Annotated in this window: 12 protein-coding genes; 5 read left to right on the top strand and 7 right to left on the bottom strand. The window is 60.3% G+C overall.

All coding sequences use genetic code 11. The features are described from left to right. Positions 1–28: 28 nt before the first annotated feature. From thrH to SJQ66_RS25355, 3 genes are all read right to left on the bottom strand, one after another. Entirely contained in the window at positions 29–706 is a 678-nt protein-coding gene (gene thrH / locus SJQ66_RS25345; RefSeq protein WP_024901464.1) for a bifunctional phosphoserine phosphatase/homoserine phosphotransferase ThrH, read from the bottom strand. A 12-nt stretch (positions 707–718) separates the two neighbouring features. After that, positions 719–1336 (bottom strand): LysE family translocator, encoded by a 618-nt coding sequence (locus tag SJQ66_RS25350; RefSeq protein ID WP_024901465.1) that lies wholly within the window; start codon positions 1334–1336, stop codon positions 719–721. 125 nt (positions 1337–1461) lie between these two features. Then, a complete protein-coding gene (locus SJQ66_RS25355; RefSeq protein WP_201779128.1) occupies positions 1462–2247 on the bottom strand; it encodes a 2OG-Fe dioxygenase family protein in 786 nt (261 codons plus the stop codon). A gap of 171 nt (positions 2248–2418) precedes the next feature. On the opposite strand from SJQ66_RS25355, the gene SJQ66_RS25360 reads away from it, so the two are divergent. The 4 genes from SJQ66_RS25360 to SJQ66_RS25375 all read left to right on the top strand — a co-directional run bounded on the left by SJQ66_RS25360 (position 2419) and on the right by SJQ66_RS25375 (position 7966). Then, positions 2419–3297 (top strand): LysR substrate-binding domain-containing protein, encoded by an 879-nt coding sequence (locus SJQ66_RS25360; protein WP_024901467.1) that lies wholly within the window; start codon positions 2419–2421, stop codon positions 3295–3297. Positions 3298–3491: 194 nt separating this feature from the next. Continuing rightward, complete coding sequence (locus SJQ66_RS25365) at positions 3492–5003, top strand: MFS transporter (protein ID WP_320534696.1); 1512 nt, start codon at positions 3492–3494, stop codon at positions 5001–5003. A gap of 106 nt (positions 5004–5109) precedes the next feature. Continuing rightward, positions 5110–5772 (top strand): DNA oxidative demethylase AlkB, encoded by a 663-nt coding sequence (gene alkB, locus SJQ66_RS25370; RefSeq protein ID WP_320534697.1) that lies wholly within the window; start codon positions 5110–5112, stop codon positions 5770–5772. A gap of 175 nt (positions 5773–5947) precedes the next feature. Further along, complete coding sequence (locus tag SJQ66_RS25375; protein ID WP_051504101.1) at positions 5948–7966, top strand: ArnT family glycosyltransferase; 2019 nt, start codon at positions 5948–5950, stop codon at positions 7964–7966. On the opposite strand, the gene SJQ66_RS25380 is transcribed toward SJQ66_RS25375, so the two are convergent. Together SJQ66_RS25380 and SJQ66_RS25385 are read right to left on the bottom strand one after the other, a co-directional pair. Then, positions 7963–8694, bottom strand: coding sequence for a hypothetical protein (locus tag SJQ66_RS25380; protein ID WP_024901471.1), 732 nt, complete (start codon positions 8692–8694; stop codon positions 7963–7965). The genes SJQ66_RS25375 and SJQ66_RS25380 overlap by 4 nt on opposite strands. Before the next feature lie 243 nt (positions 8695–8937). Beyond that, the gene (locus tag SJQ66_RS25385) at positions 8938–10011 is read right to left on the bottom strand and encodes a glycosyltransferase family 4 protein (protein ID WP_024901472.1); all 1074 of its coding nucleotides are present in this window, start codon (positions 10009–10011) and stop codon (positions 8938–8940) included. Positions 10012–10550: 539 nt separating this feature from the next. Here SJQ66_RS25385 and SJQ66_RS25390 point away from each other — a divergent pair. Next, a complete protein-coding gene (locus tag SJQ66_RS25390) occupies positions 10551–12422 on the top strand; it encodes an ABC transporter ATP-binding protein (RefSeq protein ID WP_024901473.1) in 1872 nt (623 codons plus the stop codon). A gap of 87 nt (positions 12423–12509) precedes the next feature. Here SJQ66_RS25390 and otsA read toward each other — a convergent pair whose 3' ends face one another. Together otsA and otsB are read right to left on the bottom strand one after the other, a co-directional pair. Further along, positions 12510–13889, bottom strand: a complete 1380-nt coding sequence (gene otsA, locus SJQ66_RS25395) for an alpha,alpha-trehalose-phosphate synthase (UDP-forming) (protein ID WP_024901489.1) — start codon at positions 13887–13889, stop codon at positions 12510–12512. Between the two features lie 63 nt (positions 13890–13952). Further along, positions 13953–14708 (bottom strand): trehalose-phosphatase, encoded by a 756-nt coding sequence (gene otsB / locus SJQ66_RS25400; RefSeq protein WP_036006774.1) that lies wholly within the window; start codon positions 14706–14708, stop codon positions 13953–13955. Positions 14709–15049 lie beyond the last annotated feature (341 nt).

The following is a 15049-nucleotide window of genomic DNA, read 5'->3' on the forward strand; positions in this document are numbered from 1 at the left end:
CTGTGACTGTGCGTCATGCCACATCGGTTCAACCCACATGCAAGCCGGAGCCCGCTACCGCGGCATTACGGACCGCATGCGGTGGACCACAGAAGTGCATCAACTCCTCGCCACACAGCGCTTCGGTGATTTCATCCAGTCGTTCGACCGTGCGCAGATGCGGCGCCGCGAGACGTGTCAACTCGGAAGGACGGACCAGGAAACCGTGAGTGGCCAGAGACAGCATGGCAAGATCGTTGAACGCATCGCCAACGGCGAGCACGGTCGCACCCTCATTCAAATATTTCCGGACGACATCTTCCTTGCCGCGACGCGGCGCAAAAGCACAGCGGGTGACGAAGCCCGCCGCGTCGACCTCCAACCGGTGACACTGCGCCGGCGGACTTCCCAATTGGTCAAGAATCGGTGTCGCCAATTCGACAAAGCAATCCGAGACGATTTGTATCTCGTAATCCCGCGCCCGGAGCGTATCCAGAAAAGCCTCAGCCCCTTCAAGCGGCGAGAGCGAAGAGAAAATCGCCTGCACATCACTCAAGCGCAGCCCCTGCTTGCGCAATGCGTCGATTCGTTTGCGCATCAGCCATTCATAGTCCGGAGTCTCCCGGGTCGTTTCCAAGAAGGCGTCGTTGCCGGTCTGCTGCGCCAGAAAAGGCCACAACTCGGGCATCAGCACGCCCTCCAGATCGATACAGGCAATCTTGTCCATCCATGATCTCCGTCAATGCGCGACGCCAGACAGCGCCAGTGACACCCCCAAGCCCATCAGCGCCGTGCCAATCACCCGGTCCACCGCACGTTGCTTGTCGAGCATCGTGCGACGCAATACTTCGGACGAAAAGAACACCGCGACGAGACTGAACCACGCCCAGTGAGCGAACGACATGAACAGTCCATAGCCGAAGTCGACGAACAACGGGCTGCCTGGCTTCACCACCTGGGTGTACGAGCTGACGACGAACAGCATCGTCTTCGGATTCAACGCATTGGTCAGAAAGCCGGTACGGAAAGCGGCGAACATCGAGATGCCCCCTCCCTGCTCCAAGTCCAACGAAAGTTTCTTTGTATTCGTCAGTGATTTATAGCCGATGTAGATCAAATACCCGGCACCGACAAATTTCATCGCAGTAAACATCATTGGCGAGTGGGCGATGATGACGGCCACACCGAAGACGGTGTACATCACGTGCACCTGAACGCCAATGGCGATGCCCAATGCGGAGACCAAGCCCGCGCGGCGGCCAAACGCATAGCTATTGCGCGTCACCATCGCGAAATCTGGTCCCGGACTGATCACCGCCAACACAGTGATCAACGCTACTGCGAACAATTCATTCATGCCTGTCTCCGCATTGGTTCGACCCTTTACCGGGTCGTTCTGGACGCTTTAAATCGTCGGAGCGACGGATTTGCCGCCGGGTCGTTTGGGCTTACTGCGCCTTATGCGGCCGTGCCATCGATGCGTTATTTCTTGCAAAACGTGACTACGAGCATGTCGCGGTACGCGGGCACATCCGCCTTGATACGTTCGATCGGCGTGACACCATGCACCACCCTCTCGTCATTGAGGATCGCCGCGTCGAATGGCGACACCATCGTGTATGCGGCAAGCCGCTCGCCATGGCGATCGGCGATTTTCGATTCACCGTTTGAAACGTTCTGCCGATCCATCAACATCATGAAAACGAAGTTCACGCCATCGCGATGCATGCCCTCGGGCGTGGGCAAACCTTCCCCTGACGTCGCGTTGATGCGGAACTGGTGGACTTCGATGTGCCATGCATAGTACGGCGCCAGGCGGCCAAAAATCTCGCAGCAGAACGCGAGCACCGCGTTCATCGCATCGCTACCGCTGATCTCCGGCTCCAGCGGCGCGAAATAGCGTGGAATACCACCGTTCAAATGGTTGTAGTTCAGGCTTTGGTAATGAGGCTGCTGGGCTTCCAGATAGGCCCGGCGCCCGCCTGGCAACGCACTGTAGACCGCATGGCGACGATAGCGATAACGGCCACCGTCGCCCATGAACGTATCGAGCTCGAGACGATTCCAACTCTCGGCGAATTGCTGCCACTCGCCAGCTCCCACGTCGGCAACCGTGCCGAGCAGACGGCGCGTCTTGCCGGCAGGCAGGAAGCAAAAATCTTTCTGTGCAATAAATTCGCACAAACTGGCCGCCTCGCGATTTAGCGAGACTTGCGCATGAGGCTCTGGTATCGAACGCGGCCGGTGTTCAAACAGTTGCTCCATCATTACGCCCCCTGGATTATGTAGGTATCGTTTTGCCGGAACGTTTAATGGAACGTTGCAGCGCCAGGAGATTATTAGGGCCTTTGACGATTCAAAAAAGCGATTTATAGTGTGAGTCATCTGATAGTATTTCTCATACTTATTTCAAACGAACGGTTGATTAAGGACCACACCATGCGGCTTCCACCGTTAGGCACATTCAAAGTATTCGACGTAGCCGCACAGACGGAAAGTTTCGTAAAAGCCGCGGAAACGTTGCATGTCACGCATGGCGCCGTGAGCCGGCAAGTCAGGCAGTTGGAAGAAGCACTAGGGGTGGCGCTGTTCGAGCGACGTAATCGCGCGGTGTTCTTGACGGCGGCGGGACGCGCGTTGCAAGCCACCACCACGTCTATTTTTGACCAGTTGGAAGGCACCGTGCATCGGCTGCGGCAGCAGGCGCACGAGAACACACTGGTGCTATCGTGCGAGCCGACCATCGCGATGAAATGGCTGATTCCGCGACTGCCGTCGTTTCAGCACGCGCACCCGGACATTCAGCTGCATCTATCGGCCGCCGGCGGTCCGATCGATTTTCAGAAAACGGGCGTCGATCTCGCACTGCGACGAAACGACTTCACCTGGGACACCAGCGTGCACGCGCTGACGATTTGCGATGAATGGGTCGGACCGGTGGCAAGCCGCGAGACCTTTGCCGCGCCGGAGGCACGCTTGCTGTTGCTGCATACGAAATCGCGACCGAACGCCTGGAAGCATTGGTCGATCGCCAGCGGTATGACCCTGGGGAGCAATGCACGCATTGATTACGAGCATTTCTACCTGTGTATCCAGGCGGCGGTGGCAGGCCTGGGCGTTGCGATGTCGTCGTTTTTCATGGTGCAGGACGAACTGGCGAGCAAGCATCTCATCGCCCCGCACGGGTTTGTACGGGACGGTTCCGCGTATTGCCTTCTATCGACTTATGCACTCGACGACGACCCGAAATGCCGGCGTTTCGCCGACTGGGTCACCCGGGAAATGGCGCGCTGCGCCGCGATGATTCCCGCCGCGTAACGCGAACACGGCTGCCTTTACCCGTACTGCGGTCACGCCTTTTGCCACGGTCGCCTACGCAGTTTCCCTAATGGGCATATCATGCGCCTGCAACGCGCAACGCCTGCATCCCGATTAATGGCGTTCTTTTAAATACAACCGAAACGACCGCCACCTTGCCGCAAAAGTGGCCTTCTCGCTGTACGACTTCCCTCATGCAAAACGATACCCCGCGGCTTGGCCGCTCCGGCCTGTATATCCTCCTGGCCGGTCAATTGCTGCCGCTGATCGATTTCTCGATCGTCAACGTAGCGCTCGATCCTATCGCCCGCGCACTGGGCGCGAATCAAGCGCAACTCGAGCTGGTGGTCGCCGTCTACGGCGTGGCGTTTGCCGTCTGTCTTGCCATGGGTAGCCGGCTGGGAGATCGGCTCGGGCGGCGTCGCATATTCGGCTGGGAGGTGGCGCTTTTCGGAATAGCCTCGCTGCTGTGCGGCTTGTCCAGCTCCGTAACGCTGATGCTGGCGGCACGGGTGTTGCAAGGCGTAGGCGCCGCGCTGATCGTGCCGCAGATTCTCGCGATCATTCACGTCACGCTGAAAGGCCGGGAACATTCTCGAGCATTGGCACTGTATGGCAGCGTCGGCGGTCTGGCATTCGTGATCGGCCAGGTCCTGGGCGGCCTGCTGGTGACAATGGACATTGCCGGGCTCGGCTGGCGCAACGTGTTTCTGATCAACCTGCCGATCTGCGTGGCCGTACTGTGGAATATGCGCCGGGCACTGCCGGAAACCCTCGCGCCGCAAGCCTCACGGATCGACTGGCCGGGCACGAGCTTGTTGTCCTTGGTCATCCTGTGCCTGCTCGTACCGCTTTCGATCGGCCCGGTGCATCATTGGCCGTGGGAAAGCATCGTGCCATTGCTGCTGGTCCCCGTCCTGGGCTGGGCATTATGGCGCGTCGAAATGCGCCAGGAACGACGTGCGCAGCATGTCGCCGATCTTGCCAAAACGCATCCCGCCGCTGTGCTGCACACCCATGCACGGGGCAACGTGTCACCGTTTCCGGCTCCCCTGTTACCACCATCACTGATGCGCTTGAGCAGCGTTCGCTTTGCCTTGCTGCTAGGTATCCTGTTCTTCTCGTGCTGGGCCGGGTTCATGTTTGCGATGGCCTTATTCCTGCAAGTAGGGGTGGGCATGACCGCCTTGCAGTCGGGGAATGCGTTTATCGCTTTGGGAACAGCCTATTTCATCTCCGCGTTATGGACCTCGAGGATGGTGGAACGCTTCGGAAAGTTGCCAACCCTGTTGGGCGGATCGATCATCCAGATCCTGGGATTGCTCGTTCTGATTTACACCCTCGCCCATACTTGGCCACATCCGACGCTATTACAGTTGATACCGGCCAGCATCCTGATCGGCTTCGGCCAGGCATTTATCGTCAGCAACTTTTTCCGAATCGGCCTTTCCGATGTCCCGACGCATCTTGCCGGCGGCGGCAGCGCCATGCTCAGCACGCTGCAACAGGCAGCCTTCGCATTAGGCGCAACGCTGCTGGGAGGTGTTTTCGCGCAAGCGCTGCACGCGAGCAACGGGCAATACCTGCATGCCATTATCGCGACACTGACTGCTGAAGCGATCTTGATGGCAATCCTGATTATCTGTACGACGACATACATGCTCCGAAGGCGAGACGTGTCCGGAACGCCATCGACGGCCACGTAAGCATATCGCGCATGGCATCCGGCGCTTGCGTGGAATCAATCGGCCATACCGATTCCACTGCGAGGCGCATGCGAAATACGTCGTCCATACAGCGTAGAATATCCGAATGCATACCCGTGACCTCTTCACCGACGACGGCACCGCCATTCCGCTCCTCGAACGGGTGCGAGTGGGTGAGCAAACGATCTTGTTGCGTGGCTTTGCGTTACCCGTCGTCGACCAACTGCTGCATGCCGTCACGTCGATCATCGAAAGCGCGCCCCTGCGCCGCATGGCGACACCCGGGGGTTATACGATGTCGGTCGCGCTCACCAATTGCGGCACATTGGGATGGGTCACGGACCGGCGCGGCTATCGTTACACGTCAGTAGATCCACAAACGGGGCAACCGTGGCCGTCCATGCCCGACGTGATCCGTACGCTCGGACACGATGCCGCGCATGCGGCGGGTTTCGCGGATTTTCTTGCCGATGCCTGCCTCATCAACCAGTACCGTCCGGGCACCAAGATGTCCTTGCATCAAGACAAGGACGAACGCAACATGCGCCGGCCAATTGTCTCGGTGTCGCTCGGCATTCCGGCCGTGTTCCAGTTCGGTGGAATGAAACGGGGGGACCCGACGCAGCGCATACCATTGATGCACGGCGACGTGGTGGTCTGGGGTGGCGTGGATCGACTCCGCTTTCATGGCATCCTTCCCGTCAAGGACGCTCATCACCGGGAATGGGGCCGTCAACGCATAAATATCACCTTACGAATGGCCGGCTGAAGCGGCATCGCCCCGACCAAACAAGTCTGTCTATCTGAAATTTACTCGCTGATTCCCATCCCGACCCGAAGCACTGGTAAGCTAGTATCCCCTGCGATGTTTGGCAGGATGAAACGTGGTCCGAGGGCGCTACCTTACCGCATCGAAAGTAATCAGTAATTCTACATTTATTGTTATGCCAAAGTTCCCTCGCTGGCTGGGTGGCCGCAGCCGCGGCGATGTGGAAGATATCCCGTCGGCACAGAAATTGGCGATACGCGCCGGCACGGCGTTGTGGTGGCCGGGTAATGCCGGCCTCCATTCCCTCGACGCGCGGTACGCGTGGTTTATGGCGGCGTGCGCGACATGGCTGGTTGCTTACTTGCTGCCGGGCATCGTGGGGCATGAACCGTGGAAGCAAGACGAGACCTATACGTTTGGCATCATCACCCACTTTCTGAACACGCATGAATGGCTGATTCCGACGAACGCCGGCCAGCCATTCATGGAGAAGCCGCCCCTGTTCATGTGGACCGCGGCGTTCTTTGCGTGGCTCATGCACCCGCCGTTAGCGCTCTACAACGCCGCACGTTTTGCAACGCTCTTCTACGCCGCGCTGACGCTGGTGTTCACGGTGCGCGCCGCGGCCTGCGTGTCGTTTCCCGCGAAAGCATCCCCCGCATTGCCTGGCCCATACGCGCTCGCCACACGGCGCTTCACCGTTCCCGCGACGATCGCCCTGCTTGCAGGCACGTTCTTGGTGGTCAAACATCTGCACGATCTGTTTTCCGATGTGGCGCTCATCGCCGGCACCGCGATCGGCTTCGCCGCGCTTTGCCGTATCGTCGCGGCGTGCGCGGGCAGTACCGCACACAGCGCACGGCACCGCGAAGCCGTGCTGTTCGGTATCGGCGTGGGAATCGCCTTTCTATCGAAAGGTGTATTCGTTCCAGGCATTTTCCTCCTAACGACACTCACGCTGCCGCTGTGCTATCGCGGTTGCAGGACACGGCGCTACTGGACGGCAATCGGCATCGCACTACTGTCCAGCGCGCCATTCATCCTGATCTGGCCCACGTTGCTGTATCGTGCCTCGCCCGCATTGTTCATGGTCTGGTTCTGGGATAACAACATTGGCCGCTTCCTCGGCTTCTCCGTCGCGCAACTGGGCTCCCACAATGAGCCCGGCCTGGTTTGGAAAGCAATGTTCGGCGTTTGCTTTCCGGTGGGTCCATTAGCCTTCGCCGGCCTCCTGCTCGGCGGCTGGAAGCGACTGCGCGAACCGGCATTGGGCGTGGCAACGCTGTTTTGTGGCGTCGGTCTCGTGATGCTAGGGCAGTCGGCCACGGTACGGCAGTTGTATTTGCTGCCGTTCACGGTGCCGGCGGCGCTGCTGGCGGCCGATGCGCTGTATCGCCTAGCCAATTGGCACCCCCGATCCAATCGCACCGTCGCCGCCGCGCGCGTGGCCACGCAATTCGCGACGGTCGGATGGGACTGGATGAGCCGCGTGCTCTTCGGCGCTTTTGCCATCCTGATATGGTTTGTCTGGGCAGCGCGGAGCGTTGGCAGCGCGATGGGGTTGATCGGGCCCGCGCAGACCGCGGCCCCCACCCACATCGGCAGCCACGCGTCGCTCGCCTACCTGGCCCGCCGAAGTGTCGATGCCACCGAATGGCTTGGCCGATGGCTACCGCTGGATTTTCCATTGGCGATTCCGCCGGGCATCATCGCCGCAGCGATAATGTTGACCGTGTGCTGGCTGCTGTTGCTGCGCCATGTCCGCTGCACTGGTGCCTGGCGCGGCGTCATGTCCTGGTGTGCCGGCCTGACCCTGGTGTGGGGTCTTGTCAATACGTTGCTACTGCCCTGGCTCGATCGCGCAAAGGGTTATGGGCCGGTCTATCAGACGTTAGCCGTGCGATGGCAGCATGATTGGCATGCCGGCGACTGCGTCTCCTCAATCAAGCTAGGAGAATCGGAAGCGCCGATGCTGCAATATTTCACGGGACGCACTCCCCACCCTGCCGGCAGCGTGCAGGCACTCGCCGATAACGCCTGCCGCTGGGTCATCGTCCAACATGGGACGCACACGCCACCGACCGACATGAACATCGATACGCGGCACAAAAAATGGATTCTCTATTGGGATGGCGCACGACAAGGCGACACCGGTGAACGCCTGCTGGTGTACCGGGACGCGTCGCGCGATTAAAGTCGCTTGAGAGCGGTGTCCAGCGCCAACGCCGATGCACGGTCGCGGGCGCTGCACGTGCGAATCCTGAACACGCGCTTGCGATTGTGTCCAGCCGCCGCCAGCGATGACCAGATCAGCTCGATCCGAGTGAACAAACCAGCACGCTTCTGATGCAGGCCGAGTTCACTTGCCAGATATTGCCCAATCTGCCGATTCTGGTCCCAGACGATCACCGTCCGTGCATCGGGATCCAGCGCGATACCGATCGAGCCTATCGCGAATCGGTTCGCCGTCGCCCGCGTGCGCCATAACGCGCGACGTCGGCATAACCAGCTGGCAAGGATATACAGCACCGGCGCCATCACCAGCCAGCCATTCGATGTCTTCACCGCCTCCACCAACGCGGCCAAGCCGGTCTTCAAGGTGAAAACGATAATCGACGCCAATGCCAGCGCCAGACATGACAACGACAGCGCCCGGAGGATTTGCCGCAACCAGGCCGGTAAAGGTTGATATGGATGGGCGGGACCCGGACGCGCCCCTGGCAAGGCAATCAACAGGAAGATATACAACAGATGCAACAACGCGACCGGCGACGAACCGATATCGTGCAACACGTCCGCGAAACCGGTCTCCGACATGGCCTGCAGCCAGCGTGCGGCAAACAACAATCCGATCGCGCGTAACGCAACCATTGCACCGCTTCCGGGCGCGGCGTCTTCTATTTCTTGCTGCGAGCTCAGCACTGCTCCTTCTCCGATCGATCGCGGGAACCTTGTGGTGCATTATAGGGATCAGCCAACACTGCGCCGCGCAATCTTGACGGAATCGCCACCTTCTCCGGAAAGCCCCGCCCGACGGAGACCGATCGCGCCACGGAGATCACTGCAGACGTATCGATCCCGAGGACGACCGGAATGCAAACAGGGCCGTTGTATTTTCACACAACGGCCCTGCTTCATCCAGGGGTATCACGCCCCACGAAGGGCTTACTTGGCGCCGCCGACTTCACGCAACGAGGGGCGCTGCTGCCGTTGCAACTCGATCAATTGCTCGTAGGCCGCCACGTATTCCATGGCCATCCGCCTAGACGTGAAGCGCTGCTCGAAACAGCGCCGCACGCCGTCACGCGGCAGCAAGTGCAAGCGATTGATCGCTGCCACGGCGCCAATCTCATCCTCGACGATAAAGCCTGACTTACCGTTCTCGATCACTTCCGGCACCGAACCGCGGTTGTACGCGATCACCGGGGTACCGCAGGACATGGCTTCGATCATCACGAGGCCAAACGGTTCCGGCCAATCGATCGGGAACACCAGTGCATGCGCGCCACTGAGGAACTCGGCTTTCTGCGATTCACCGATTTCACCAATGAATTCGACATGTGCCTGCGACAACAACGGCTTGATGTCGCGCTCGTAGTAGGCACGATCGGCGTTATCGAGCTTTGCCGCAATTTTCAACGGCATGCCGGCACGCGCGGCGATCCGGATCGCCCGGTCCAGGCCCTTTTCCGGTGAGATCCGTCCCAAAAACGCCAGGTAGCTTGGCTTGATGTCCTTGCGCGGCATCAGTAATTTCTCCGGCAGACCATGCAACACGGTCGTCAGCCAGTTGGCCTGCGGCAGCGGCTGGCGCTGGTGATCGGAGATTGAATTGACAAACTCGCCCGGGAACGCCCGAAAGATCGGTTGCAGTTCCGGCAAATCCAGCCGGCCGTGCATTGTCGTCATATGGGGCACCGACTGACGGCTCATCAACGCGAATGGGTAGTAATCGATATGGAAATGCAGCACATCGAATTCTTCCGCCCGTTGGCGGACGTGCTCTACCAGCAGCATGTGCGGTGCTACCGTATCCCGAATTGTCGGATCGAGGCGCAACGCCTGCGGCCAGACTGCATCAAGCTTCGCCGTGGTCACGGAGTCGCCACTGGCGAACAGCGTCACATCATGGCCAAGCTCCACCAATGCCTCAGTGAGATAAGATACGACCCGTTCCGTGCCGCCGTAGAGCTTCGGCGGGACGGCCTCGTGCAACGGGGCGATCTGGGCGATACGCATTGCAATTCCCCTTTCGGAATATATCGGGATACGCTAAAAACCAACAATACAACCACGCTCGACATGGGTCCTGGTCCAATAAAACAGGCGCCGTGGGAAATGCGAGACTGGTATGCGGTTCCTGCTTCACCGAAGTGTGCCATAGGCAGCGACGCACGGCACATTAAACGGTATTGACAGGTGTGCACGGCGGATTATCCCTGTCCACCTCGGTAGTGTCTTTGGCAAATTTCAAACTATTTACGTTGTTACATTAATGAAACACTAAGACAATCACGCGTACACGACGCTCGCGTACAGTGACTTGTCCGCCTGCCGGGGGGCATGCGCCGTTCGCCCTTTTCGGGAAAACGAAGCGCACCCTCGGCAGCCGACAACGATCGATGGCAGACTGTTTTAGAGCGGTAGACGATTTTTGCAGCGGGTTTCATATCTTTGCTCCCCTGCCCGCTCCGCGGTCCGTTGGCGCAAGCGCCGGACGTAACTTTCCGTTCGAACTGCACTTTTGATCCGCCTCGATCCGTACCTGGTCCAGAAATATGTCGAATTCTTATAACGGTCCGACCGATACCGCTTTCGAGCAACTTTCGCCGGCCGAACGCAATGCGTACTTTGCGGCCATGGCGAGCTATGCCAAGCGCCCATTGGCGTTCTTGTTCAGCTATATCAAACGCCGCCCGGTGTCTCACCTGGTGGTCCTCGTCAGCGTGTTCGTCGCCGTCGGCTGCGCGCTGGCATCGCAGTATGCGATCAAACACCTGATCGACGTGCTCGGGCAAGGCCGTGCCCACAATACGGCCGTCTGGGGTGCCTTTGGCATTCTGGTCGCCCTGATTGCCGCGGATAACCTGTCCTGGCGTGTGGGAGGCTGGATTGCCGGCCACACTTTTGTCCAGGTTACCGGCGACCTGCGGCGCGACCTGTTCCGTTACCTGAGCGGTCATTCGCCCAGCTTCTTCGCCGAGAAGCAGCCCGGCATGCTTGCGAGCCGCATCACTGCCACGTCCAACGCCAGCTATATTGCCGAGAACACGTTCTCCTGGAATGTGTTGCCGCCATGCATCGCGGTGGTGGGCGCGATCGTCATGATCATCGCCGTGAACCCGCTGATGGCCGCCGGCCTGCTCGGTTCGTCAGCCGTTCTGTCGATCGTGCTCTACAAGCTTGCCGGGCGTGGTACCAAGCGTCACCATGCGTTTGCCAGCCGCGCCGCCTCCGTCGATGGCGAACTGGTCGATGTCATTGGCAATATGGGTCTGGTCCGCGCCTTTGGCGCGACATTCCGCGAACAGAACCGATTCGCCACGACGGTCGGTGACGAAATGACGGCCCGTACGGCCAGCTTGATCTACCTCGAAAAGCTGCGGCTGCTGCACGCGGTCGTGACCGCCCTGCTGTCGGCCGGTCTCCTGGGCTGGGCCTTGATCCTGTGGCAGAAAGGCCAGGCCACGTCGGGCGACATCGTGCTGGTCAGTTCGCTCGGGTTCACGATCTTGCACGGCACACGCGATCTGGCGGTGGCGCTGGTCGACGTCACACAACACGTTGCACGCTTGGCGGAAGCCGTGGAGACGCTGCTGCAGCCGCACGGGATGCCGGATACCGACGATGCCAAGCAATTGGTGGAAAAAGGCGGCCGCATCGACTTCGTCAATACGTCGTTTGCCTATCCTCGTCGCGATCCTATCCTGGAACATTTCAATCTGACGATCGAGCCGGGCCAACGGGTCGGCCTGATCGGCCGGTCCGGCGCGGGCAAATCAACGGTGCTGGCCTTGCTGCAACGTTTCTATGATCCGCAAAGCGGTGAAGTCCGGGTGGACGGTCAGAGTATCGCAGGAGTGACCCAGGAGAGCCTGCGCCATGCCATCGCGCTGGTGCCGCAGGACATCTCGTTGTTCCACCGCACCGTGTACGAGAACATCCAGTACGGTCGGCCGGAGGCCACCCCGGAGGAAGTGCACGCGGCCGCGCGCGAAGCCCGCTGCACCGAATTCATCGAAGCCATGCCCGAAGGCTTCGACACGATCGTTGGAGATCGCGGTGTCAAGTTGTCCGGCGGTCAGCGGCAACGCATCGCCATTGCACGCGCCATCTTGAAAAACGCGCCGATCCTGCTGTTGGACGAGGCAACGTCGGCGCTGGACAGCGAGTCGGAAGTCGCGATTCAGCAGGCGCTCGATCGCCTGATGCGTGGCCGTACAGTGGTGGCCATCGCACACCGCTTGTCGACCTTGCAGGGCTTTGACCGGATCGTCGTCATGAATCAGGGCAAGGTCATCGATGATGGTTCGCCTGGCGAGCTGCGCGCCCGTCCTGGCCTCTATCGGGAATTGCTGAGCCGCCAAAGCAACCCGGGCGCGCTAGATGGCGAAGTCCCGGAAAACGAACTGGCCGCCATCAGCCGCTGATTGCGCCAGGCGCACCACGCGGGCGGGCCGGTCACGACGGATTCAGCGCGGCGTGACGCGGGCACGGCGGCAGGCGGTTCCTTCCCGCTATACCCGTCCCAGATCGCGCAGGAAAGTATCCCGCCAGATCGACACGCTTTCACGGCGCATCATGTCCATCATGTCCTGGTAACGGTCACGACGTTCGTCCAGTGGCATATGCAGCGCCTGGGCCAGTGCATCTGCCATCCCTTCGATATCCAGCGGATTGACAATCAACGCGCCGGTCATCTGCCGAGCCGCGCCGGCAAACCGTGACAAGACCAGCACGCCCGGATTTTCCGGATCCTGCGCCGCCACGTACTCCTTCGCCACCAGATTCATCCCATCGCGCAGAGGCGTGACAAAGCCGACGTGCGCGAGCCGGAATACGGATGCCAATACCGGTCGATCATACTGCCGATGGATATAGCGGATCGGCGTCCAATGCATCTCGCCGTAGCGACCGTTGATCCGCCCGGCCTCCGATTCCAATTGATCGCGGATGTTCTGGTAGGCATGGACATCGCTACGCGTGGGCGGTGCAATCTGCATGAATGACACGCGCTGACGCTCTTCCGGATGCGTCGCCAGTAGCGACTCGAATGCGCGGAAACGCGCAGTCAACCCTTTCGAATAATCGAGTCGATCGACACTGACGATCAAGTTGGTATCCAGCAGCGTCTTGCGTAGATTGCCGAGCACCTCGCTCTGGCTACCGGCCTCGGCGAGCGCGGCCAATTCGTCCGGATAAATGCCAATAGGATAGGCATGGGCGGCCAAGGTCCGCCCATGCGCCCGCACGGTCCCGTCGGCATCGACGGTACCATCTGCTTCGTGCTCGATATAGTCGATGAAGGCACGCAAGTCCGGATCCGTCTGCAAGCCGACCAGATCGTAGGCGCACAGACCGCGCGCCAGGTCCGCATGAGGCGGCACCGTCGCGAAAACCTGCGCGGCTGGAAAGGGTGTGTGTAGGAAGAAGCCGATACGGTTACGGACCCCCGCCGCCCGCAGAGTTTCGGCAAACGGCATCAAATGGTAGTCGTGGACCCAGATCACGTCGTCGTCACGCAGCAGCGGCAGCAGTTGGCGCGCGAGCCAGCCATTGACTCGCTTATAGCCTTCATACTCAGCGCGATCGTATTCGGTGAGGTCGGTCCGGTAATGCAGCGTGGGCCACAAGGTTGCGTTCGAGAAGCCACGGTAATACTGGTCATAGTCGCGCCGCGTCAGGCCGATCGTCGCGAAAGTGACCGGCCCGTGTTGCTCGACACCGACGTGTAAACGCGCCGGATCGTCCTCCTCGATGACCTCTCCGCTCCATCCGAACCACATGCCACCGGTCTCACGCAGCGCGTCGTAGACACCCACCGCGAGACCACCCGCGGCCGGGCCGCCCTCCGAAATCGGGGCAACCCGATTCGATACGATAATCAAACGTCCCATCACCTCATCCCGCTTTCGTTTGCGTGTGTCCGGCTGTCGAGATAGCCGTTGCCTGCCTGCATTCTACTGGTTGGCAACCCGAACCAGCCACTCGACAAACGCCTCGACCGATGGTGCACGACGTGCCGCGATCGTATCACCTTCACCAATCTTGACGGCCACCCCATTCTGCGCGTTGACGACCTTGAAGCCTTTCTCATCGGTCAGGTCATCTCCCGCAAAAAACGGCTTGCGGCCCGCGAATGGCGAGTGCTCCAGAAACCGTTCGATGGCCTTGCCCTTGTCCACGCCGTGCGGCTTGATCTCCACGACCATCTTGCCGGGTTGCAGTACAAACGCCTCCTGCGTCGCATTGGCCGCTCGCACGACGTCGGTCGTCACCTGCTCGACCAACGATTGCAAGTGCGGCGCCGCTCGATAGTGCACGGCCAGGCCGGCACCCTTGACCTCGAGCAACAGTCCCGATTGGGCCGTGACGATCGGTGCGAGTTGCGCCCGCATGGCTTCGAGGCGCGGATCGCCAAAACCGATACGAATGACCTCGCTATCGACGCTCGCACCGTAGCGCAATTCCGCGCCGTGTGACCCGGCGACCGGAAGCGCCAGCGGCGCCAGGAATCGATCGATCTCATGAATCGGCCGGCCACTGACGATCGCTACCGCCCCTCCAGTGGCACGTTGAAGCGTCGCGAGTGCATCGATCACACCATCAGCAACTCGTACGGCGTCAGGCGTGGGAGCCAGCGGCGCCAACGTGCCATCGAAGTCGAAGAAAAAAGCGGTATCGCCAAGACGCGGCAGCGTAGAGGAATCAAGCATCGCGCAATTGCTCCGTGAGAATAGGTCCGGGGATCGGGCGCCCGGGATACAGGTGAATCACACCGCATAGGCAAGGGGCGTGCCGATAGGGCATCGCATGTCCGTCGGGTCCGTGCGGGATGGGGATGGGCCCCATACACGCGCCGCGTGCCACCGTGCGTACGGCGCGTGCGGCTGCATGCACATCGTTCGCATCTTACAATGGGGTGTAAGGGGTGCCATGGCATCGGCACCGCGAATGGGTAACGCGATCGTAACAAGCGGGCTCCACGGTTACACTTGGCGACAACACGGGCATACGATGCATCCCTGTCAGCACGGCGGCGCCTCCGCGCATCGCG

Source organism: Robbsia andropogonis (assembly GCF_034047095.1).
GTDB classification, from domain to species: Bacteria; Pseudomonadota; Gammaproteobacteria; order Burkholderiales; family Burkholderiaceae; genus Robbsia; species Robbsia andropogonis.